14 protein-coding genes are annotated in these 21,284 nt (G+C 68.9%); 5 read left to right on the top strand and 9 right to left on the bottom strand.

Annotated elements, in window-relative coordinates:
- Position 1: 1 nt before the first annotated feature.
- From KB874_RS04540 to KB874_RS04525, 4 genes are all read left to right on the top strand, one after another.
- On the top strand, positions 2-1,003 hold the full coding sequence (locus KB874_RS04540) for a glycosyltransferase family 2 protein (RefSeq protein WP_212535372.1): 1,002 nt from the start codon (positions 2-4) through the stop codon (positions 1,001-1,003).
- Between the two features lie 5 nt (positions 1,004-1,008).
- On the top strand, positions 1,009-5,568 hold the full coding sequence (locus tag KB874_RS04535; RefSeq protein WP_212535371.1) for a MupA/Atu3671 family FMN-dependent luciferase-like monooxygenase: 4,560 nt from the start codon (positions 1,009-1,011) through the stop codon (positions 5,566-5,568).
- Entirely contained in the window at positions 5,565-6,206 is a 642-nt protein-coding gene (locus KB874_RS04530; RefSeq protein ID WP_212535370.1) for a 4'-phosphopantetheinyl transferase family protein, read from the top strand. Before KB874_RS04535 ends, KB874_RS04530 begins: the two co-directional genes overlap by 4 nt.
- Positions 6,207-6,415: 209 nt before the next feature.
- Complete coding sequence (locus KB874_RS04525) at positions 6,416-7,744, top strand: GumC domain-containing protein (protein ID WP_212535369.1); 1,329 nt, start codon at positions 6,416-6,418, stop codon at positions 7,742-7,744.
- A gap of 17 nt (positions 7,745-7,761) precedes the next feature.
- Here KB874_RS04525 and KB874_RS04520 read toward each other — a convergent pair whose 3' ends face one another.
- From KB874_RS04520 to KB874_RS04495, 6 genes are all read right to left on the bottom strand, one after another.
- Positions 7,762-9,231, bottom strand: coding sequence for a CpsD/CapB family tyrosine-protein kinase (locus KB874_RS04520; protein WP_249200273.1), 1,470 nt, complete (start codon positions 9,229-9,231; stop codon positions 7,762-7,764).
- Positions 9,232-9,446: 215 nt separating this feature from the next.
- Complete coding sequence (locus KB874_RS04515; RefSeq protein ID WP_212535368.1) at positions 9,447-11,546, bottom strand: NAD-dependent epimerase/dehydratase family protein; 2,100 nt, start codon at positions 11,544-11,546, stop codon at positions 9,447-9,449.
- A 1-nt stretch (position 11,547) separates the two neighbouring features.
- Complete coding sequence (locus KB874_RS04510; protein WP_212535367.1) at positions 11,548-12,513, bottom strand: glycosyltransferase family 2 protein; 966 nt, start codon at positions 12,511-12,513, stop codon at positions 11,548-11,550.
- A complete protein-coding gene (locus KB874_RS04505) occupies positions 12,510-13,733 on the bottom strand; it encodes a glycosyltransferase family 4 protein (protein WP_212535366.1) in 1,224 nt (407 codons plus the stop codon). The genes KB874_RS04510 and KB874_RS04505 overlap by 4 nt, the downstream gene beginning before the upstream one ends.
- Positions 13,730-14,698, bottom strand: coding sequence for an NAD-dependent epimerase/dehydratase family protein (locus KB874_RS04500; protein ID WP_212535365.1), 969 nt, complete (start codon positions 14,696-14,698; stop codon positions 13,730-13,732). Before KB874_RS04500 ends, KB874_RS04505 begins: the two co-directional genes overlap by 4 nt.
- Entirely contained in the window at positions 14,686-15,804 is a 1,119-nt protein-coding gene (locus KB874_RS04495) for a Gfo/Idh/MocA family protein (protein WP_212535364.1), read from the bottom strand. The genes KB874_RS04500 and KB874_RS04495 overlap by 13 nt, the downstream gene beginning before the upstream one ends.
- Positions 15,805-16,053: 249 nt before the next feature.
- On the opposite strand from KB874_RS04495, the gene KB874_RS04490 reads away from it, so the two are divergent.
- Positions 16,054-16,818 (top strand): WecB/TagA/CpsF family glycosyltransferase, encoded by a 765-nt coding sequence (locus KB874_RS04490; protein WP_212535363.1) that lies wholly within the window; start codon positions 16,054-16,056, stop codon positions 16,816-16,818.
- 3 nt (positions 16,819-16,821) lie between these two features.
- On the opposite strand, the gene KB874_RS04485 is transcribed toward KB874_RS04490, so the two are convergent.
- From KB874_RS04485 to KB874_RS04475, 3 genes are read right to left on the bottom strand one after another with little or no spacing between them, the layout of a single operon-like run.
- A complete protein-coding gene (locus tag KB874_RS04485; RefSeq protein WP_212535362.1) occupies positions 16,822-17,577 on the bottom strand; it encodes an SDR family oxidoreductase in 756 nt (251 codons plus the stop codon).
- A complete protein-coding gene (locus KB874_RS04480; RefSeq protein WP_212535361.1) occupies positions 17,574-19,130 on the bottom strand; it encodes a GMC oxidoreductase in 1,557 nt (518 codons plus the stop codon). The genes KB874_RS04485 and KB874_RS04480 overlap by 4 nt, the downstream gene beginning before the upstream one ends.
- The gene (locus tag KB874_RS04475) at positions 19,127-21,202 is read right to left on the bottom strand and encodes an acyltransferase family protein (protein ID WP_212535360.1); all 2,076 of its coding nucleotides are present in this window, start codon (positions 21,200-21,202) and stop codon (positions 19,127-19,129) included. The genes KB874_RS04480 and KB874_RS04475 overlap by 4 nt, the downstream gene beginning before the upstream one ends.
- Positions 21,203-21,284: the final 82 nt, after the last annotated feature.

Here is a 21,284-nt window from a genome sequence, read left to right as displayed (position 1 = left end):
CATGGCCCGGATCCTTGTCGTCCTGCTCAACTGGCGCACCGCCGACATGACCCTGCGGGCGGCGCAGGCGGCGCGCAAGGCGATGCGCGGGCTGGATGCGGAACTGGTGATCGTCGACAACGATTCCTGCGACGGGTCGGAAGAGAGCCTTCGCAAGGCGACTGCAGACTGGCCCGAAACGCGCGTGATCCAGTCGGGGCACAATGGCGGCTTTGGTGCCGGGAACAACGTGGGTATCCGGGCGGGGATGTCCAACGGCACGCGCCCCGATTATCTTTATATCTTGAATTCAGATGCCTTCCCCGCACCGGACGCGATCCGGCACTTGGCCGAGCACCTGGATGCAAACCCCGAGACCGGTTTCGCCGGAAGCTATATCCACGGCGAGGCTGGCGAGCCACATATGACCGCCTTCCGCTTTCCCTCGGCCTGGTCGGAACTCGAGGGCGCGGCGCGTTTCGGCCCGATCTCGCGGCTGTTGCGGCAAAAGGCGGTGCCGCTTGGCCTGCCCGAGGCGACATGCCGGGTCGACTGGCTGGCGGGGGCCTCGATGATGATGCGGCAATCGGTGCTGGACGAGATCGGGCTCTTCGACGAGGGCTTCTTTCTCTATTTCGAGGAAACCGACCTGTGCCTGCGCGCCTCTCGCGCCGGTCATCAGACGCATTACGTCCGCGACAGCGTGGTGATGCATATCGGCTCCGTCTCGACCGGGATGGGGCGCTGGCCGCGCATTCCCGGGTTCTGGCTGGACAGCCGCTGGCGCTATTTCGCCGGGAACCACGGTCGGCCCTATGCCGCGCTGGCGACGCTGGCGCATGTGACGGGCGGGCTGCTGTGGCGGTTGCGCCGCGTGGTGCAGCGCAAGCCCCGGCTGGATCCACCGCATTTCCTGCGCGACCTGATCCTGCATGACCTAAAGGCGCTGGTGCGTCCCCTGCCGGGATCGCCGCGGGCGGACCAACCCGCAGACCGCGCCACGATCGAGGCCCGAGTGGAGTGAACGACATGGCCTTTACCTCTGTGCTGATCGGCGACGAATCCCTGCTCGTGCAATGCGCCGAACTGGCGCTGGCGCGGGGCAACGGCGTCGCGGCGGTGGTCACGCGCAACCCGCAAGTGGCCGACTGGGCGCGGTGTGGTGGCCTGCGTGTCGAGGCACCGGGGCGTGACCTGCCACAGCGGCTGGCTGGTGTGTCGTTTGACTGGCTTCTGTCCATCGCCAATCTCTCGATCATTGCCGACGACGTGCTGGCCCTGCCCGCGAAGGGTGCGGTCAATTTCCATGACGGCCCGCTGCCGCGCCATGCCGGGCTGAACGCGCCGGTCTGGGCGCTGATCGCGGGCGAGGCGCAGCACGGAATCGCCTGGCACCTGATCGAGGGCGGCGTGGACGAGGGCGACCTTCTGGTGACACGCGCCTTCGACATAACCGGCAGCGACACCGCGCTGACCCTGAACGCCAAGGCCTATGCCGCCGCGATCGACAGCTTTCCGGCGCTGCTGGACCAACTGGAACGCGGCGTTCTGCACCCTGTGCCGCAAGACCTGTCGCGGCGCAGCTATCACGCCCGCGACGACCGGCCCGCGGGCCACGGCGTGCTGGATTTCACCCGTCCCGCCGCCGAGCTGGAGCGGTTGGTGCGCGCACTGGATCACGGCACCTGGCGCAACCCGCTGGCGGTGCCCAAGCTCTGGGTGCGTGGGGCACTGTTGGCCGTGGGCCGGGCACGGATCGTCGAAAGCCACGCCGCGCCGGGGACGGTGCTGGAGGGCTCGGGCGATACGCTGACTGTGGCCTGCGGCGCGCAGGCGCTGGTTCTGTCGGGGCTGCGGCGGCTGGACGGCACGGCGGTCAAGGTGGCGAACCTGGCAGTGGCGGGAGACGTGCTGACCACGCCGGACCTGGCCGCGCTGGACAGGATTGTTGCTCAGGTCGCGCGGTTCGAGGATCACTGGCGACGCAGACTGGCCAGGGTGCAACCCGTGACGCTACCAGGCTTGCGCGGGGGCGCACCGCAGGTGCATGCGCGCCCTCTGGCGATCCCGGCAGACCGACTGGCGGGCGCGGTTGCCGCTCTGGCTTGGCAGATGGGGACGGGCGGAACGCTCGCCTGCGCCGATGCCGCGCTGGCGGGACTGGCGCGCTCTGGCCTCGTTCTACCCTGGCGGCCGGTGTCGACGGCCGAGGCTGGCGACATGGACGCCGCCGGTGCCGCGTTGACCGCCGACTGGACCGAGGCGCGCGGCAAGGGGGCGATCCTTGCCGATCTGTCCCTGCGTGACCCGGCGCTGACGCTGGCGCAACCGGACCTTGGCCTGTCCGACAACGGCCCGATTCCCGGCTGCGCGGTGACGATCGTTGCGGGCGACCGACCCGCGCTGCAGTTCGACACCGGCCGGATCGATGCCGACCGGGCCGAGCGTCTGGCCCAGCGGCTCGAGGCCATCGCGCGGCATGACGGCGCGACCCCGCTCACCGATCTGCCGCAGATGGGTGATGCGGAACGTGAGGACGTTCTGAACCGCTGGAACGCGACCGGGGTTGAGCATGATCGGGGTCTGACGATGCACCGCGCTTTTGAAGCGCAAGTGGCACGAACGCCCGATGCGACGGCGTTGATCTTCGAACGGCAGGCGGTCTCCTATGCCGATTTGAACGCCCGCGCCAACCGCGCAGCGCATCTGCTGCGCCAGATGGGCGTAGGCCCGGGCACCGTGGTCGGCCTGTGCTGCCGCCGCTCGGTCGAGATGATGGTGGGCGCGCTGGCCATCCTGAAGGCAGGCGGGGCCTATTTGCCGATGGACCCGGCCTATCCGGCGGACCGCTTGCGCCATTTCGTAGAGGATTCCGGGGCGTCGGTGATCGTCACGCAATCCGCCCTCGCCGACAGCCTGCCGCCGCAGGATGCGCATCTATTGCTGCTGGACGCGGACCCGCGTCTGGCCACGATGAGCGCCGAGAACCTGCCCGACACCGCCGGGCCGCAGGACCTCGCCTACCTGATCTACACCAGCGGCTCGACGGGCAAGCCCAAGGGCGTGATGGTCGAACACCACAACGTGCTAAACTTCTACGCGGGGATGGATGCTGTCGTTCCCATCGGGGGAACATGGCTCGCCGTCACATCGCTGTCCTTCGACATCTCGGTACTGGAGCTGTTCTGGACCACGGCGCGTGGCTTTGCCGTGGTGCTGACCGGGGACGCGGATCGCGGGCTCATCTCGAACGGGCCAATGCTGCGGAGCGGGTCGGGGATGGCGTTCTCGATCTACTACTGGGGCAATGACGACGGCGCGGGCCGGGACAAGTATCGGCTGCTGCTGGAGGGCGCGAAATTCGCCGATGAGAACGGGTTTGTCGCGGTCTGGACGCCGGAACGGCATTTCCACGCCTTTGGTGGGCCCTATCCGAACCCCTCGGTCACCGGCGCGGCGGTGGCGGGCGTGACGAAGAATATCGGCGTGCGCGCCGGGTCGGTCGTGGCGCCGCTGCACCATCCCGCGCGCATCGCCGAAGAATGGGCGGTGATCGACAACCTGACCAACGGACGCGCGGGCATGGCCATCGCCAGCGGCTGGCAGCCCGACGATTTCATCCTGCGCCCTGAAAACACGCCGCCGGAAAACAAGGCCGCCCTGCTGCGTGACCTCGGCATACTGCGTAAACTCTGGCGGGGCGAACCGGTGGCTTTCCCGCGCAAGGACGGCACGCTGCACGAGGTGGTCACACAGCCACGCCCAGTGTCGAAGGAATTGCCGGTTTGGGTGACGACAGCAGGCAATCCGCAGACCTGGCGCGAGGCGGGGGCGAACGGCTGCAACGTGCTGACCCATCTGCTGGGCCAGTCCATCGACGAGGTGGGCGACAAGATCCGGATCTATCACGACGCGCTGCGCGAGGCCGGGCACGATCCGGCGCGCTTCACCGTCACGCTGATGCTGCACACCTTCCTCTCGGACACGCGCGACCACGCGCGCGAGATCGCGCGGAAACCGATGAAGGACTATCTGAACGCGGCGGCGGGCCTCATCAAGCAATACGCATGGGCATTCCCTGCCTTCAAGCGCCCCGAAGGGGTGAACAACGCCTTCGACCTGCAACTGGACGCACTGGAGCCCGACGAACTGGACGCGATCCTCGACTTCGCGTTCGAACGCTATTTCAACGACAGTGGCCTGTTCGGCACGGTCGAGGACGCGCTGGCCCGGGCAGAAGAGCTGCGCCGCATCGGCGTGACGGAAATCGCCTGCCTGATCGACTATGGCATCGACCGTGAAACGGTGCTGGAGGGTTTGCGGCCGCTGGCGCAGGTGGTCAAGGCAGCAATGGCCGAGCCCGACCTCGCCGAGGACGATTTCAGCATCGCGGCGCAGATCGTGCGGCATGGCGTGACACATCTGCAATGCACCCCGTCCATGGCTCGGATGATTGCAATGAACGACGAGGCACGCTTTGCGCTGGGTCGTGTACAGAATGTATATCTCGGTGGCGAACCGCTGCCCGGCGCGCTGGTGGCCGAGATCGCGCGGCTGACCCGCGCGCCTGTCACCAACATGTATGGCCCGACCGAGACGACGATCTGGTCGTCCTGCATCCGCGCCACGCCGGGCGCGGGCATCGTGGATATCGGCCTGCCGCTTGCCAACCAGCAGCTTTACGTCCTGGACGCGGCGCGACACCCGGTGCCGCTGGGCGCCGAGGGCGAATTGTGGATCGGCGGCGAGGGCGTGACGCGCGGCTATTGGAACCAGCCGGACCTGACGGCAGAGCGTTTTGCCGACAATCCCTTCCACCCGGGGCGGATGTATCGCACCGGAGATCTCGTGCGTCGGCGGGCTGACGGGCGGATCGATTTCGTCGGCCGGGCGGATCACCAGGTCAAGATCCGCGGTCATCGCATCGAACTGGGAGAAATCGAATCCGCGATGGACGCCGTGTCGGGGATTGCGCAGGCGGTGGTCCTCGCGCGCGAGGATGCGCCGGGCGACCTGCGGCTGGTCGGCTACTACACCGGCGCGCCACAGGACGAGGCGGCAGTCAAGGCCGCACTGGGTGCCGCTCTGCCCGCGATCATGGTGCCGCAACACCTGGTGCATCTGCCCGCCTTCCCGCTGACGCCCAACCGCAAGGTCGACCGGCAGGCGCTGCCCGCGCCGGGCGCCGTCGCGCCCGCGCCGCGCGCCGTGCCAATCGCGCCGATGCCTGCCACCGGTCCGGTCGATGCCTCTGTCGCCGAGGCCGCCATCGCGGCGATCTGGGCGCGCACCCTGGGTGTCGCCGCGCCATCCCCGCGCGACAATTTCTTTGATCTTGGCGGGCATTCTCTGCTGGCGGTGCAGGCGCATCGCGCCATCCGCGAGGAACTGGGCGCGCAGGCGCTGTCGATCACCGACATCTTCCGCTTTCCGGTGCTGGCCGACCTCGCGTCGCGGGTCGCGTCGATCATGGGTGCGGCGCCGCCGCGCGCTCCGACCGCGCCGCACAATCCGGCCGTCGCCCGCGGCGAAAACCGCGCCGACGCGATGGCCCGCCGCCGCGAGATGCGGGCGCGCCGCCGGGCATGACGCAGGCGGCTCTGTCCAGCCTGGTTTCGGCGCTGAGCCGGCCGGGCCTGCATTGGGGCCTTGCCGAAACGGGCGACCCTGCCGCCTTGTTCCTGCAAGAGGCCGCCGCCATGGCCCGCGCCCGCCCTCCCCGCCTGGCCGAGTTCACCGCCGGTCGCCTGGCCGCGCGCCGCGCCATGCAGGCGGCGGGGTGTCCCCCCGCGGCAATACCGCAGGGTGCCGACCGCGCGCCGATCTGGCCCCGCGGCCTGCGCGGCAGCATCAGCCATGCGGGCGGGTTGGCCATCGCCGTCATCGCCAGCGACGGGCAAAGCCCGGGACTCGACCTCGAGCCGCTCACCGCCATCGACCCGGCCCTCGCCGCAGAGATCCGCCGCCCGGACGAGGATGGTGACCTGCTGCGCCTGTTCTCGGCCAAGGAGGCGGCGTTCAAGGCGCTTTATCCCCTCGTCGGGGTGATGTTCGGCTTTCATGGGATGCATGTCGACCTGTCCCGCGGTTTCGCGCGGCTGACCGACCACCCCGAGACTGCCACAATTGCGCCCGATTTCCATTCCGCCCGGTTCCCGGTCTTTCAGGCCACTGACGGCGGCTTGCTGATGAGCTTGTGCACGATCCGGCCGGAATATCTCGCCTGATCGCGAGATTGGTCGCCAAATCCCTGGAAATATGGCAGAAATGTGGCGGTGATCCCGGTTCGGGACACGCTTTGTTTCCATGTTGGCGCGACATGATCATGGCAGAAATGGGGCGGATCGCCTAGATTGTGGCATCAAGGGGGCAAAAGTCGGACACCGACCTTTCTCCTGCCGAACGCATTGGGGGCCACTTTGCGGGAGCGACAGAGATGAACCAGTTGCAGTCCTTTTCCGAGGCCGTATCGGCGCTGCAGCGGCGCGCGCTGCTGATCTGCGTCGTGACCTTCGCCGGCTGCATCCTGTCGCTGAATTTTGCCCTGAACCAGGCCCGCGTATACGAAGCGACGGCGGTGGTCCAGATCGAGGACGCCCGCGTTCCCGACCAGCTGATGGGGGCCGCCAACCCGGCCGAGGACGCCACCCGCCGGGTCCGCCTGATCGAACAGCGCCTGATGGCGCGAGACAATCTGGTTCGGATCATGGACAAGCATGACCTGTTTTCCGACGATCCCGCGATGACCATGAACGAGCGCATCTTCCGGATGCGCGAGGCGGCCGATATCCAGCAGATCGTGAACCGTGCAAACCCCTATGGGGCCGGGGCGAACACGCCGTCCGGGCTGCTGATCACGGTGCGCCTGTCCGACCCTGACAAGGCCGCGACCCTGGCCAACGAACTGATGTACACGGTCATCGACCAGTCGCGCGACCGCAGCCTTGGCCGCGCCCGCGACACGCTGGATTTCTTCATCGCCGAAGAGGCCCGCGTTTCATCCGAGATCGAGATCCTCGAAGGTCAGATCGCCACGTTCAAGCGCGACAATGCCGACAGCCTGCCGGCGGGCCTCGACGATCTGCGCGGGCAACTGGCCAGCCTGCGCGAGGCCGACCTCGACCTCGACCGGCAGATCCTGACGCTGGAAACCGACAGTTCCCGCCTGCGCGACGATGTGCAGCAACGCCAGACGGCGCTGTTCCAGGAACAGAAGCGGCTGCTGGCCGTGCGGATGGACGCGATCCTCGCGCAGATCGAGGCCGCCCCCGAGGCTGAACGCGATCTCAGCCGTCTGGAGCGGGAACTGACCCGCTTGCAGGAGCAATACTCGGTCGTGACCCGGCGCAAGGCCGAGGCCGAGATGGGCCAGGTTCTGGAAGACCGGCAGCAGACCGACCGGTTCGAGGTTCTGGAAACCGCCCTGGTGCCCGAGTCGCCGGTGTCGCGCAGCCGCAAGAAGCTGGCCGCCATGGGCGCTGTCGCAAGCCTCGTTGCCGGTCTTGCCGCCGCCTTCCTGGCCGAGTTGCTGAACCCCGCCATCCGCAGCGCCGCGCAGCTGGACCGGGCGCTGGGCGTGCAACCGGTCGTCGCGATCCCGGTGATCGAGACCCGCCGCGACCGGACCCGGCGCGGGCTGGCCATCTTCGGCTGGATCGTCGGTCTTCTGGCCAGTGCCGCGGCGCTGCTGGCCGGGCTGGGCAGCCGTCTGCCGATGGCCGAGACGCTGGGCCGGTTCCTGCCGCGCCTGTCTGCCGGATCCTGACGCGGGCTTGCGCCCCCTCAGTAGCGATAGCGATTGATCTCGGTGTGTTCGGCCCGGTTCAGCACCATGCCGAGCAGCGGTGTCGATGCGCCCAGCCGACGCTCGACTTCCTTGATTTCCTTCGGCGTTGTGATCCCGCCGCCGATCACCAGAAGCACGCCGTCGAACAGCGGCCGGAATGCGATGACATCGTCGTAGTACAGCGCCGGAGGCAGGTCGAACAGCATCACGTCGGGCTGGAAAAGCGTCTCGATGCGGGACAGTGCCGCGCCCGTTCGGGGATCCTGCAACAGTTCCGCCGCGTAGGGTTCGATCAAACCGTTGAAGCTGAAGGCGATGTTGTGCCCGGCATGGAAATCGTTCGGCCCCAGCCGCATCAGGTGGTCCTGCGGCGCTATTTCGCCGCGCAGCATGTCGCCGATCGCAGCGGTCGGGGAAACGCCCATCACCCTGTGCAGCGCCGGGCGCCGCATATCGCAATCCAGCAGAAGGGTCCGGCAGTTTTCCTGCCGTGACAGGCTGATCGCCAGGTTCGCGGCTGTAAAGGTCTTGCCGCAATCCTTGGTCGGCGAGGTTATGGCCACGCGCCGCCAGCCGTGTTCCTGGAGGGCCTGCAAAAGCCGCGTGCGCAGGACGTCGAACGCCGTGTGCGCCGGATCCTCACGTGAGGCGGTGACGATCCGGTTGCGTGTCAGATGCGCGTCGTTCACCGGGAACTCCCGCAGCAGCGACCACGGATCGACGGGATCGGGGATGCGTTTCGCCTGCGGCTGATCCACCCGCGTCTCGAGGCGAAGCGGATTGGCGCGCATCGCCCTGGCCTGATCGGCCTTTCGGGCTGCCTCGGCCTTTGCCTCTGCCCTCTGGCGGGCCTGTTCCTCTGCCCTCTGGCGAGCCTGCTTTTCTGCGGCCTGTCGGGCCGCGTCGGCCTCTGCCCTCTGGCGAGCCTGGCGCTCGGCGCGCTGTCGGGCCTGCTGTTCTGCGGCTTGTCGGGTCGCGTCGGCCTCTGCCTGCTGGCGAGCCTGTTCCGCCGCGCGCTGTCGAGCCTGCCTTTCTGTGGCCTGTCGAGCGTCCTCGGTCTTTCGGTCTGCCTCTGCCTGCTGGCGAGCCTGTTCCTCGGCGCGTTGTCGGGCCTGCTGTTCTGCCGCCAAGCGGGCCGCCTCGGCCTTTCGTGCTGCGGCGGCATGGGCCCTCTCGCGGGCCTGTTCTTCGGCGGTTTCACGGGCTTTTTCAGCCTCGCGGGCGGCTTCGACCTCGGCACGGCGGCGGGCGCGCTCCTCGGCGCGGCGGAGGGCGTCATCCTCCGCTTCTCGGCGCAGGGCCTCGGCCTTGTCGCTGGCCTGCTGTTCGGCGCGGCGGCGCGCCTCTTCGGCCCGGGCTGCCGCCTCTTGTGCGGCCTGCTCGGCCTGGCCTTCGTCCGGCGATACGTCCGGTTGGTCGGTCTTGCCATAGCGGCGGTGGAATCTGCGGCGGTCGACCATGTTCATGCCCCGCCACCCCGAGGCGCAACAGGGCAGGACCGCGCGCCAAACGCGCGTCGGTGCCTGCGATCGCTGTCGGTCTTCACCCCGTTCATATGCCCGTAACACTCCGGTTCGCGGGTCATGTAGACCGCGCGCTCTGCCTCTCACCAGTTAGACCCGCTGATTCTGTCCAGAATAAGGTGGATTTGCGTGGATTGTTCACGATCCGGTTCCCCGGCCTATAAACCCAACAGGTTGGCGTCGCGGATCGCCTTTTCAATGAAACACTCGGGATCCGTCTCGGGCCGCCAGCCAAGTGCGCGCCTGGGCTTGTCGATCGCGAAGGGCGAAAGATGCGCCCGGCTCTTCCAGTCGGCCAGCGAGGGGCGAACCACCCCTTTGCGCCTGAGGGCGTATTTCTTGAGCGCGTATTTCACCGCGTCCGAGGCGTAGAAGGCATGCAGGTTGCCGGGCGACACGCGGATGCGCGCGCCCAGTGTCTGGTGGATCGCGTCGAAATAGCCGCGCGCCGACAGCATCGGCTCTCCGACAAGGTTGAAGCTCTGGCCCACCACGTCCGGGTCGATCATCCGCACCAGACCGTCGGCCACGTCGTCGATCAGGACGAAGGGGAGGATGTTACGCCCGTGCCCCCAGATGCGCACCGCGCCGGCGCCGTGCCAGCGCCCGATGCCCCAATGCTGCAACGGCCCGCCATGGCCCACCACGATGCCGGGCCGGGCGATCACCAGGGGCAGGCCGCGCTCGTCATGCAGGGCCATCAGGCGTCTTTCGCATTCCGCCTTGGAGCGGGCATAGAGGTTGCGGTCGCGCATGTCGGCGGCAAAGCTGGTGTCCTCGGTGATCGTGACCCGGGGATCGGACATGTCGTAGCTGGCAATGGTGCCGGTATAGACCAGCCGCCGGACGCCCGCCTGCATCGCGGCCTCGGCCACTGTCACGGCGACGCCAACATCGTTGCGCAGCGCGTCCTCCCACGTCTTGTCCAGCGACTTGGCCAGGTTGAAGACCACGTCCACCCCCTGCATCGCCTGCGCCAGCGCGTCCTGGTCATGCAGCGAGACGCAGACCGTCTCGACCCGGTCGGGCAGGTCCGGAAAGGGGCCATGCCGCCCGCGCGACAGGACGCGCACATCGCTCCCCTCGGCCACCAGCCGCCGGGTCAGCGTGCGTCCGATGAACCCGGTGCCCCCGATGACCAGCGCCGAGGGTTTCGGCGTGCGTGTCGGCACGGCGGGCGCCTTGACCGCGCGGGCCTCGGGCGGCAACGCCGCGATGGCGTCGTCCAGCGCCTGCATCACCGCCACCGCGCTGTCGGCGGAAAAGCGGGGATCGGGCGGTGTGCCCTTGGCCAGCGCGCCGTAGACCGCCGCGTTCATCCCGCGAAAGCTGCGGCCATAAGGGTTCTTCGTGTTCAGCGAGACCGCCTGCACCCAGGCATTGCGCAGGCCCTCGGCCAGGTGCTGGCGCGACAGGTCAAGCTGGCGGCGGAGTGGGTTCACGACCAGGTCCGAGGCGTTGTCGCGCTCGACCACCAGCACATCATTGGCGAAATCCAGCCGCGCCCGCGCCGACGAGCCGCGCAGCACCACGGATCTGTCGTCGATCACCTCGACCATGGACAGGGTAAAGGTGACATCGACATCGCCTGCCCTGCCCAGGATCCGGAACCCCTGCGGACGTGGGTCGTCGCCTGGCAGCATCACGGGCTTCAGCGCCTCGGCATGGGTGATCGTCACCGGCCCGAAAAGGTCATGGGCAAAGGCCATCGGGTGCGGGCCCAGTTCCAGTAGCAGGTTCTGCGGCGTCCGTAGCAGCCACAGGTTGAACGGACCCGAACGCAGCGGCGCGAGGGGCAGCGCCCATGTGATCTCTGCCGACGAGACGCGGCCATAGGCCCCGGCCTGCATCGCCGCCTTCATCCGCCCATAGGCCGGCAGGCCAAGGAAGTTGTGCCCGGCATGGAATCGCCGCCCCGCACTTGCCGCTGCGTCACGGATCCTCATGGTGGCTGCGGCGGATTCGGCCACAGGTTTTTCCACAAGCACATGCAACCCGAGGGTGAGGCATTTCAGCGCGATTTCCTCATGCAAATGCGGTGGGGTGAGGATATGCACCGCGTCCACGGCCTGCGCCTCGGCCATCGCATCCACAGAGGTGAAAGCCTGTGCGCCCCAGGCCTGCGCCAGGCCTTGGGCAGCCGATTCGCTGACGTCGCAGATCGCGCTCAGGCGAACGCCGCGGGTGGCGGCCAGCGCTTCGGCATGCCAGCTGGCGATGTATCCGGCCCCGATCAGGCCAACGCGGATATCGGTCATGTCAGCCTCGCTTGTATTCGATGATGTTCATCGGCCGCGCCAGCAGCCTGCGGGCGTGAAAGCGCACGGCACCGATCGTGTTGGGGATCTTGGACAGGGTCAGCAGCGCGGCGTGCCGCCAGGCCTGCGCGGTCGGCACGCCGTCGCGGACCAGGCCGCGCGCGGTGCGCAGGTAATTCAGTCCGTAGGCAGCCGGCGCCAACAGCGAAAGCGGCGGGAAAACGGCTAGCCCGATGAGGAACAGCACCGGCAGGATCAGCCCATAGACCTGCATCCGCTTGCGTTCGGTGGTGAAGTAGTCCGGGTGCAGGTACCCCACCTGCGCGAAGCCGTGCCCGGTGCGCACCGCCCGCGCCCACCACTGGCCAAAGCGCAGCATGGCTGCGTCGTGGCGCGTCATGTCCAGCGGCAGGCGTTCCAGCCGCCAGCCGGCCTTGCGCAGACGGGTGCAGAACTCGTCGTCCTCGGCGGCGATCACCTGCGGGTTCATGCCGCCGACCGCCTGCCAGGCGGGAGCGCGTACCATCATGTCGCCTCCGCAAGCGTCGATGATGCCGGCGGGCCGGTGCCATTCCCAGTCGCAAAGCTGGTTGTAGACGGAGGCGTCCCGGTGGATCTCGGACCGCCAGCCCGTCACCAGCGCGAGGCCCGGATGCGCCTCGAGGTGGGCGCAGGCGGCGTCGAGAAAGCCGGGAACCAGGGTGCAGTCACCGTCGATGAACATCACGATGCCGGGATCGTCCAGCGCGTCGAACCCGGCGTTGCGGGCGCGCGCCGCGGAAAAAGGCGTGGACAGGTCCAGCCGGACAACGCGGGCACCGCGTGCCTCGGCCTCGGTCACGCTGGAGTCTGTCGACCCGCTGTCGACATAGACGACCTGTCGCACCTGCCCGGTGACGGACCCGAGGCAGGCGACCAGCCGCGCGCCCTCGTTGCGCCCGATCAGGACCACGTCGACCGGGGTCATGGGCGCTTGTCCCTTGGCGGAATGCCGGTGGCATAGCCGGTGATCAGGCGCGACAGGCGCGCGGCCTCGGTCGCGGCGTTGAACTCGGCATCCACGACGACCCGTCCCTGCTTGCCCATGACGCGGCGGCGCTCTGGGTCGGCCAGCGCCCGGGCCATCGCATCCGCCAGTGCAGCCGCATCGCCGGGCGGCACCAGCCAGCCGGTTTCGCCCGGCGTGACAAGTTCCGGCACTCCGGCGATCTGTGTCGTCACCACTGGCACACCCGCCGCCAGCGCCTCCATCAGGACTACCGGCAGACCCTCGGCAAAGCTGGGCAGAACAAAGAGGTCCGCGCTGGCCAGCGCCTGCGCCACCTCCTCCTGCGAGCGATAGCCGGTGAAGGTCACGGGCAAACCCTGCGCCTGTCGTTCCAGCGCGGCGCGATCCGGCCCGTCACCGATCAGGGTGACGCGCAGGCCGGGATGGTCTGGCGCGATGCGGCCCAGCGCGTCCAGCAGCACGGGCACACCCTTGACCCCGGCCAGACGCCCGACGAACAGGACGTGACAGCCGTCATGCGGGGCGGCGGCATAGCGCACCGGGTCGACCCCGCAATGGATGACATGGAACCGGCCCCAATGCGCCGGATCGGCAAAGCACATCAGCTGCGAGCGGCAGAAATCGCTGATGCAGGCGACGAAACGGGCGCGCGCCGCCTTTTCGTCGATCCGCCAATGCATTGGCTCGAAAAAGATCCCGGGCCCGTGGATGGTGAAGCTGTAGGCGATGCCCGACAGTTCCGAGGCCAGCATCGCGACGGTGCAGGACGACGTGGCGATGTGGTTGTGCAGGTGCTCGATGCCTTCGTTTGCCAGGTGATCCGCCAGCACCGCGGCCTCAGCGAAATAGATCAGGTTGTAAAACCTGCCGCGCAGTCCCTTGGGTGCGGTCTGCCACGCCAGCGCGAGCGCGCGTGCGTATCGCGCCGGGTTTGCCATCCAGCGCAGATGCGCCCGGATCAGCCGCATCGGGCTTTTGCAGGCATCCAGCAGACGGAAGGTGCGGGCGTGTTCCGCGCGCTGTTCAGGGCCGACCAGGTGCTCGGCCCCGGTGGTTCGGACGGTGCAGGTCAGCACCTCGTGCCCCAGTGCACGCAGCGCGGCGACCTCGCGCTGGATGAAGGTGTCAGAGGCGCGGGGATATTCGCCGGTCAGGTAGGCGACGCGGTGCAGGGTCATGGTGCGCCCCCGATGCTGCGGGCCAGCATCGCCTCGAACGGGGCGTCGTCGGAATGGCCCAGCGCGTCGTGCAGCGCGGCGTTGGAATAACGCAGCGGCATCATGCGGGCCCGCAGGATCGGTTCGCGGAACAGGCCCGGCAGGTGCCTCGAGACAGGCCGCAAGGGCTGGATCATCGCGCGCCAGAGGCCATAGGAAATCGTCACGGACAGGCGCGGCAAGCCCGTCGCCCGGCGATGCGCGGCGACAAAGCGGCCTCGGGTCGGACGGTCGTCGTCGAGCAGGATCAGTTCGCGCACGCCCCCCGGATCGGTCAGCGCGGCGGTGACGGCGGCTCGGGCGGCGTGGGTGACATGCATCAGCGGCAGTTCCCCGGCCGAGCCGATGGTGATGAAGAACAGTGCGGACCCGAACCCCGACAGCGCATGCCAGGTCCGTCCCGGCCCATAAAGCGCGCCGGGTCGCAACAGCCAGGCCGGCAGGCCCGAGGCGCGCACTGCATCTTCTTGCAACAACTTGCCCCGGCAGTAGGCGTCGCGGGCGTTTGCGGGGTCCTCCAGAGGGGCGCTTTCGTCCAGCAGGGCGCCGGGCTTCAGCCGCATCGTGTCATGCACGGCGATGGACGAGATCAGGACAAGCCGCGCTGCGCCACCCTGCATCGCGGCCAGCAAATGGTCGGTGGCGCGCAGCGTGTCCGCCTGAACCGCCGCCGCATCGCCGCCCAGGTGCGCGGCGGCATGGATCACGGCGGTCGCCCTATCCAGCGCCGCGCGCAGGGTTTCGACCGCCTCGGGTCGGGCCAGATCGGCGCGGATCACGCGGATGCCGTCGTCGTCCGCCCAACCCTCGGGAGCCTCGCCGCGCAGTATTGCAGTCACGCGCACCCCGCGCGCACGCGCCTCGGCCACGCAGGCCCGGCCGACAAAGCCAGAGGCCCCGGTGACGGCCACGGTCAGCGCGCCCATGGCATCGGCTCCATCGGGGGGCAGGTCGTGGTCATCGCCTGCGCGCCGGTGGACTCGCCGGCATTCTGGATCGCGAGAGACACCTCTGTCAGGTGCAGGGCATAGTCGCCGCCCAGGCGGCTGGGGCGCCCGTCGCGGATCGCTTCCAGCACCTCGGCCGGGCCCAGCATGAAGTTCATCGCAGCGGCCCCCCAGCGTCCAACCTTTGGGTGTGTCGGGCCGGGCAAGCGGATACGGCGGGGCAGGGGGTGCTCGATCAACCGTCGGCGCAGCACCATCCGCCGGGCGAACCGCACCCTGGCGGCGTTGTCCCAGGCCGCGTCGCAGGACAGCACGCCCGTATCGCCGACGATGCGGATGCTGTGATCGTGCGGCGCGACGATGGAGCAGGTCAGCCGCGTCACCGGCCCCTTGTCGAAGAACAGGGTCGCCACGGACAGGTCGGCGGCAAAGGGCCCGCGCCCCTCCTTGTCGGGCACGGTTCCGGCCGAGGCGGCGACCACGGTGCGCACCGATCCGAACCACGAGATCAGCCAGGACAGGTAATAGCCCGCATGTTCCAGCGTGCAGCCGACGCGGAATTCATCCTCGAAGGGCCAGGGCGCGCCGCTGTCGGACAGCCACTTGCGATAGGCGGCCTGCGGGATGAACCCGTCGTCAAGCTCGGCATAGATGGTGCGGGGTTGCCCCGCGATCCCATGGCGCAGCGCATGACCCAGGGTCTGCGCCGCCTCGCCCAGCACCGAACAGGGCGCCGAGGTCAGTTCCAGCCCCTTTTCGCGGGCCAGCGCATTCAGGGCGCGCGCGTGCTCCATCGTCATCGCCAGCGGTTTTTCTGAATAGACCGACCGGCCCGCCATCAGGCAGGCGCGCGTGGTGTCGTAATGCGCATGTGGATTGGTCAGGTTCAGGACCAGCGCATCCTCTTCCAGCAACGCCTCTAGCGAGGGCTTGGCCGGAACGTTCCAATGCGTGCAAAAGGCGGCAAGGCGGGCGGCATCGGTATCGAACACGCCCGCCACGACGATTCCCGGCATGACCTTGAGCGACCGCATGTAGAGGTCGGCGACAAAGCCGCAGCCCAGCAGACAGACTCGCCCAGTCACCGCGCCAATCCATCGGATCGACGCGCCGGAATCCGGTCGCGCTCTGGAACAGACTTCACGGCTGTGGCCCACCTTATTCGCGGTTCACGCATACGGTTCAAACATGGCAAGAATTCGGCACGTAACGTCAGGTGGATCAATCCTCTTACATCCCTGACCTTTCCGCCCTATTTTCGCCTGCATTCTGCCGAATAAAAGCACCATTCCCAGCATAGCGTCGCGCAGAAGGCCGGGGAGACTTCGCAAGCCATGGAATTCAGGATTGCCGGGCAGACCTTGCAGGTCAACGTGCCGAACTGGGCCGTGCTTGAGGCGCGGGTGGCAGAGCGCTTGGCCGTGAACGATGGTTTCGCCCTTGCCACGATCAATCTCGACCACCTGGTCAAGCTGCGCTCCAACGATGCCTTCCGCAAGGCCTACTCGGCACAGGATTTCGTCGTGGCCGATGGAAACCCGATCGTTTGGATGGCGCGCCTGGCGGGGCGGCCGGTTTCGCTGATACCCGGCTCTGACGCGATTCTGCCGCTGTGCCGCATCGCGGCCCGGCAGGGTGTGGCTGTGGCGCTGGTGGGATCGACGCCCATGACTTTGGCCGGCGCGAAATCGCTGCTCGAGAGCGAGGTTCGCGACCTGCGCGTCGTTTGCACCATCTCACCTCCCATGGGATTCGATCCCTCGAGCCCCGCGGCCGAGGCGCTCTTGCACGAGATCGCGGCCAGCGGAGCGCGGCTGTGTTTCGTTGCGCTGGGCGCCCCCAGGCAAGAGCGGTTTGCCGCCCTCGGTCGGCGCCTGACCCCGACGATCGGCTATGCCGGGATCGGCGCGGGGCTGGATTTCTTTGCGGGGACGCAAAAGCGTGCACCGCTATGGGCGCAACGGTTTTCCCTGGAATGGTTGTGGCGCGCGCTGACCAGCCCGCGGCGGCTGGGTCCGCGCTATCTGAAATGCGTCGCGATCCTCCCTGGGCAGATGCTGCGCGCCATGGTTCTGCGGCTGCGCCCGCGCGGGATCTGATCGCTACAGCCTCCGGGGTCGCTGCCGCCGGAACAGCAGAGCATCCTTGACCCGGCGCTTCAGCCCGCGCGGCGGCAGGATTTCGCGATCCATCTCGAAGACGGCACCTGTCAGCGTTGGATCGCGGCGCAGTGCCAGCGCGATACCCCATTCCGCCGCCACTTCGGGCGGCAAGCCGTCGGGAATGCCCATGCCGGTCGCAAGGCTGCCCGGCATCCAGTCGCCGATGACGATCTCGGGAAAGCGGTCGCCCAGGTCGGCGATCAGCGCCCGCGTCAGGATGCGCGCCGCGCCCTTGGACACCGAATAGGCCGAGGCGGCAGGCAGCGGGTGCAGGTCGGCGAAGGTGGCAACGTTCAGGATGCGGCCCTGGCCCCGCGCGCACATGTCCTGAAGCGCGGCGTGGCAGCAATTGACCACGCCGCCAAGGTTCGTGTTGACCACGGCCATGAAATCCTGCGGGTCCATCGCGGCGAAATCCGCCTGCGGATAGACCGCCGCGTTGTTGACCAGCAGCGCGATGGGCCGGATTCCGGCAAAGGCCTGTGCCACCGCCTCGGCATCGCCCACGTCCAGCGGCAGAGGTGTGAACCGGTCGGGCGGGCACAGCGCTGCAGTGTCTGCCAGCGCATCGGCCCGCCGCCCCGTACCCGCCACGTTGAAACCGCGCCGTGTCAGCGCTACGGCCATCGCCTGGCCAAGCCCGCTGCCCGCGCCGGTCACGATGGCGGTGCCGTCCTCGGGGCGCAGGTCGGTCACGGCATCGGCTCCTTCAGGATCACGTCGGCGACGCGCAGGGCGTTGGCGGCGATGGTCAGGCTGGGATTCACGCCCATCGAGCTTGGCATGAAGGATGCGTCGACCACCCACAGGTTTTCAAGGTCATGTGCCCGGCAGTCCGGGTTCAGCACTGACCGCGCCGGGTCGGCGCCAAAGCGCAGCGTGCCGCAGGGATGGCCCCAGTTCAGCTCGGGCCCGAGGCCCAGCATGATCCGCCGGTGTCCCCGCAGCGCACGGTGGATCGCGCGCCGAAAGGCGCGGTGCCGGGCGATCAGCTCGGGGTGAAACCGGTATTCGACGGACAGGCGGCCGGGATGCGCGGGGTCGAAGGTCACGCGGTTGTCGGGATAGGGCAGGTCCTCCATCAGCCCGACAAAGACCTGCGCCCTGCCCAACAGCCCGGCGGACAGCGCGGCGGCGGCGCGGATCAGAAGCGGCACGCCTGCCACGCGCGACCGCGCCAGCATCAGCGACAGGTAATGCACGATCTCGCCATAGCCGGCGGGAATGCCCATCGCCTGAACCGTGCCAAAGCGCGTCCCGCCGTCGTGGTATAGGTCGCGAAAGGCGATGCCCTTGGTCGTGCCGTCTGCCGTGCCGCGGCGGGGCCAGAGCGCCACCATCTGGTTGACGTGAAACATCAGGTTCCGTCCGACAAGGCCCGAGCGGTTTGCCAGCCCGTCCGGCCAGTCGCCGGATGCCGAGGCCAGCAGCAGCCGGGGTGAGCCCAGCGCGCCCCCTGACAGGACCACCCGGCGCGCGCGAAAGGTGCGGACCTGCCCGTGCACCCGCGCCTCGACGCCGGTGACGCGGCGACCGTCGGCGTGCAGGCGCAGAACCTCGGCACGGTCGATCAGCGTGGCGCGACCGGTGGCCAGCGCCGGTTCAACCCCGGCTGAACGCCCGTCCATCTTGCAGCGCATCGGGCATTTGTGGCCGAGGCAGGACAGGCAGCCGGGCTGCCGGTCGATCGCGGTATGCGCGCGGTAGGGATGCAGGCCCGCCTGTGCGAGGCTTTCCATCAACGATGCCTCCACCGGGGTGGCAGCCGGCGGCGGGACCAAAGGCAACGGATCAGCGCCGCCCAGCGGATCATCGGTGCCCGACAGGCGATACAGCCGCGCGGCGACGTCGAACCAGGGCGCCATCGCGTCGAACCCCACCGGCCACCCGCCCGCGGGATGCGGCAGGCCGGGCCGGTCGTCTAGATCATGCGGCTCGGGCCGTTCCAGCGTGGCGGCGTAGAACACCGACGATCCGCCGACGCCGGCACCAAGCGGCGCGAAAAAGGCGCTGTCCTGCCCATTCAGCCGGATATGCAGGGGCTCGGGCCAGAGGCCGCGGGTCAGCCGCGCCTCTGGCAGCGGCGTGTCCGACAGGCCGGCGCGGTCGCTGCGAAAGCCCGCCGCGCCCTGTTCCAGGAACAGCACGGTCTGTCCGCCCTCGGCCAGCGCGCGGCCGATCGTGCCGCCGCCGATCCCGGTGCCGATGACGATGGCATCCCAGAGGGCCTGGCCGGCCTCTGCGCTCATGGCTGCGAGGTGCCTGTCAGGGCTTGTCGGGTGCCCTCGGGCAGCGCAAAGACCGGCAGCAGCAGCGGCGCAAGGGCCCGCGCGCCACTGGCCGTCAGCCGCGCATTGTCGTGATAGAGGGATGTGCCGTCCCGTGTCGCGTGACAGGTCGCAGCATCGCAAAGCAGCGGCCAGGGATCGAGCAGGCGGATCGTTCCCATTTTTGCCAACGGGCGCCAGGGTGCGTCGGCCAGAGCCGCCCGAAGCGCCAGCGCGTCGCGCGGCACGTCGGATTGCGTGGCTGGCCTTGTCGCCAGCGGCCAGCCGAGATGCGCCGCCTCGCGCGCGGCCATGCGGCTGTCATGCATCGGGATCTCGGGCACTTGCCGCAACACCTGCACCATGCCGACCCTCTGCCGCAGCAGCGCCACCGTCTCGCGCGCGCTGCCGATCACAAGGGCGGCTTGCGACAGGGTGTTGCGCGTCTCGTCCACGTGATGAACGGCGATGTGGCGCGTGGAGTCGAGGCCGATTCCCTGCCCGCTGGCGTAATACGACCATCGCCCCGCCAACAGCACGGAGTCGAGGTTGTCCAGCCGCACCAGCGACTGCCGGATCTGCGTGTTGGCCGCAGTGCAGGCCGTATCCTCCAGGAGGTCGCGGCCGCTTTCGGTTTTGCGCAGGCCGAACAGTGGCGGACAGCCCGCGCGCCAGACGACCAGCCCCGGCGTTCCCGCCTGCGATGCGGCGGCCTCGAGGCCGGGCAGCAGCGCCTGCGCCTGTTCGTCGCCCCAGACCAGGACGCGCGGCTGCCCCTCCGGGCCCACGGCGCAGACCGTCTGTCCCATCAGCGGCCCGCCCCCGGGCACCATGCATCGGGACAGATCCGGCCCATCGGCCAGGGCGGCGGCATGCATCCGCGTTTCCGCGTCCAGCCGTCCCGGCAGCCCGTCTCCTGCCGCGATCGCCCCGCCCAGCAGCGCCACCGAAAGCCCGGCGACAAGCGCGCCGGCGGGCAGGACGCGGCGATGCAGCGGGCCCCGGCGCAAGAGCGGGCCCTCGACCCAGTGCCAGGTCAGCCAGGAAAGGCCCAGCGCCAGTGTAATGAACAGGGCGGCCCAGGCCGGGTTCAGCGCCCCACCCCGCAGTGCCTGCCCGAAGGTCAGGACAGGCCAGTGCCACAGATACAGGGCAAAGGCGATCCGTCCTGCCAGGTGTGTCGCCGGGTGGCACAGGGCACGATTGACCAGGCCCGGGCCCGTTCCCGCCGCGATCAGCAACAACGTCCCCGCCACCGGCAGAAGCGCCAGCAGGCCGGGAAAGAACGGTCCCATCGGCATGGCCGCCACGATGCCCAGCAACAGGCCCGCGCCCACCCATGACAGGACTGCCGGGCCGCGCCAGGCCGCGCCGCGCTGTTGACCCCAGATGGCCAGCAGGGCGCCGCTGAGGAATTCCCAGGCGCGGAAGGGCGTCAGCAGCAGCGTGGCCTGCTGCGCCACGGGCGTGGCGAGGACCGAGGCTGCCAGGGACAGCGCCCAAAGCGCGACCAGGACCGCGACGATCCGGGCCGGGCGCATGGCGAGGGCTGCCATGACGAGGGTCAGCAGCAGGGTCATCTGCGCGGTCAGCGCGATCAGCCAGGTGTGCAGAAGGGGCGTTGGTAGCGCCCCGCCGCCAAAGGGTTGCCCCGTCGCCCAATGGAGAATGTTCGACAGCATGGTAACAGAAGCCGTGGCCCAAAGGCCCAGTGCCCGCAACTCTGCCGGCAGCAGCAGCGCCCAGCCCAGCGCCCCGACGCCCGCCAGCATGAGGAGAAGAGCCGGGCCGACCCGCCCGATCCGCCGGGCGAGGAAGGCGCGCGCGCGGATCTGACCCGTCGCGTCCCGTTCGCGCCAGAGCGTTTCGGCCAGCAGGAAACCGGACAGGACCAGCAGCATGTCGATGCCGGCATAGCCGCCCGGCAGCGGGGCGCCGAAGGCATGCAGGACCACGGCCAGCACGGCCAGGCCGCGCAGCCCGTCGACATCCCCGCGATAGGGCATCGGCGCGCGCGTGCTGCGGTTGTCGTCGGCGGCGGGGAAAGCCGTCATTCGCCTGTCGTTCCTCCGGGTTCTCCGGTTGCAAGGGGTGCCCTGCGTCCCGATCGCGGCATTGCGCCAGCCAGGCGAGCGG

Origin of the sequence: Thetidibacter halocola, assembly GCF_018224955.1 — a bacterium.
Taxonomy (GTDB): domain Bacteria; phylum Pseudomonadota; class Alphaproteobacteria; order Rhodobacterales; family Rhodobacteraceae; genus Thetidibacter; species Thetidibacter halocola.
This window is presented reverse-complemented; position numbering and strand designations above follow the sequence as displayed.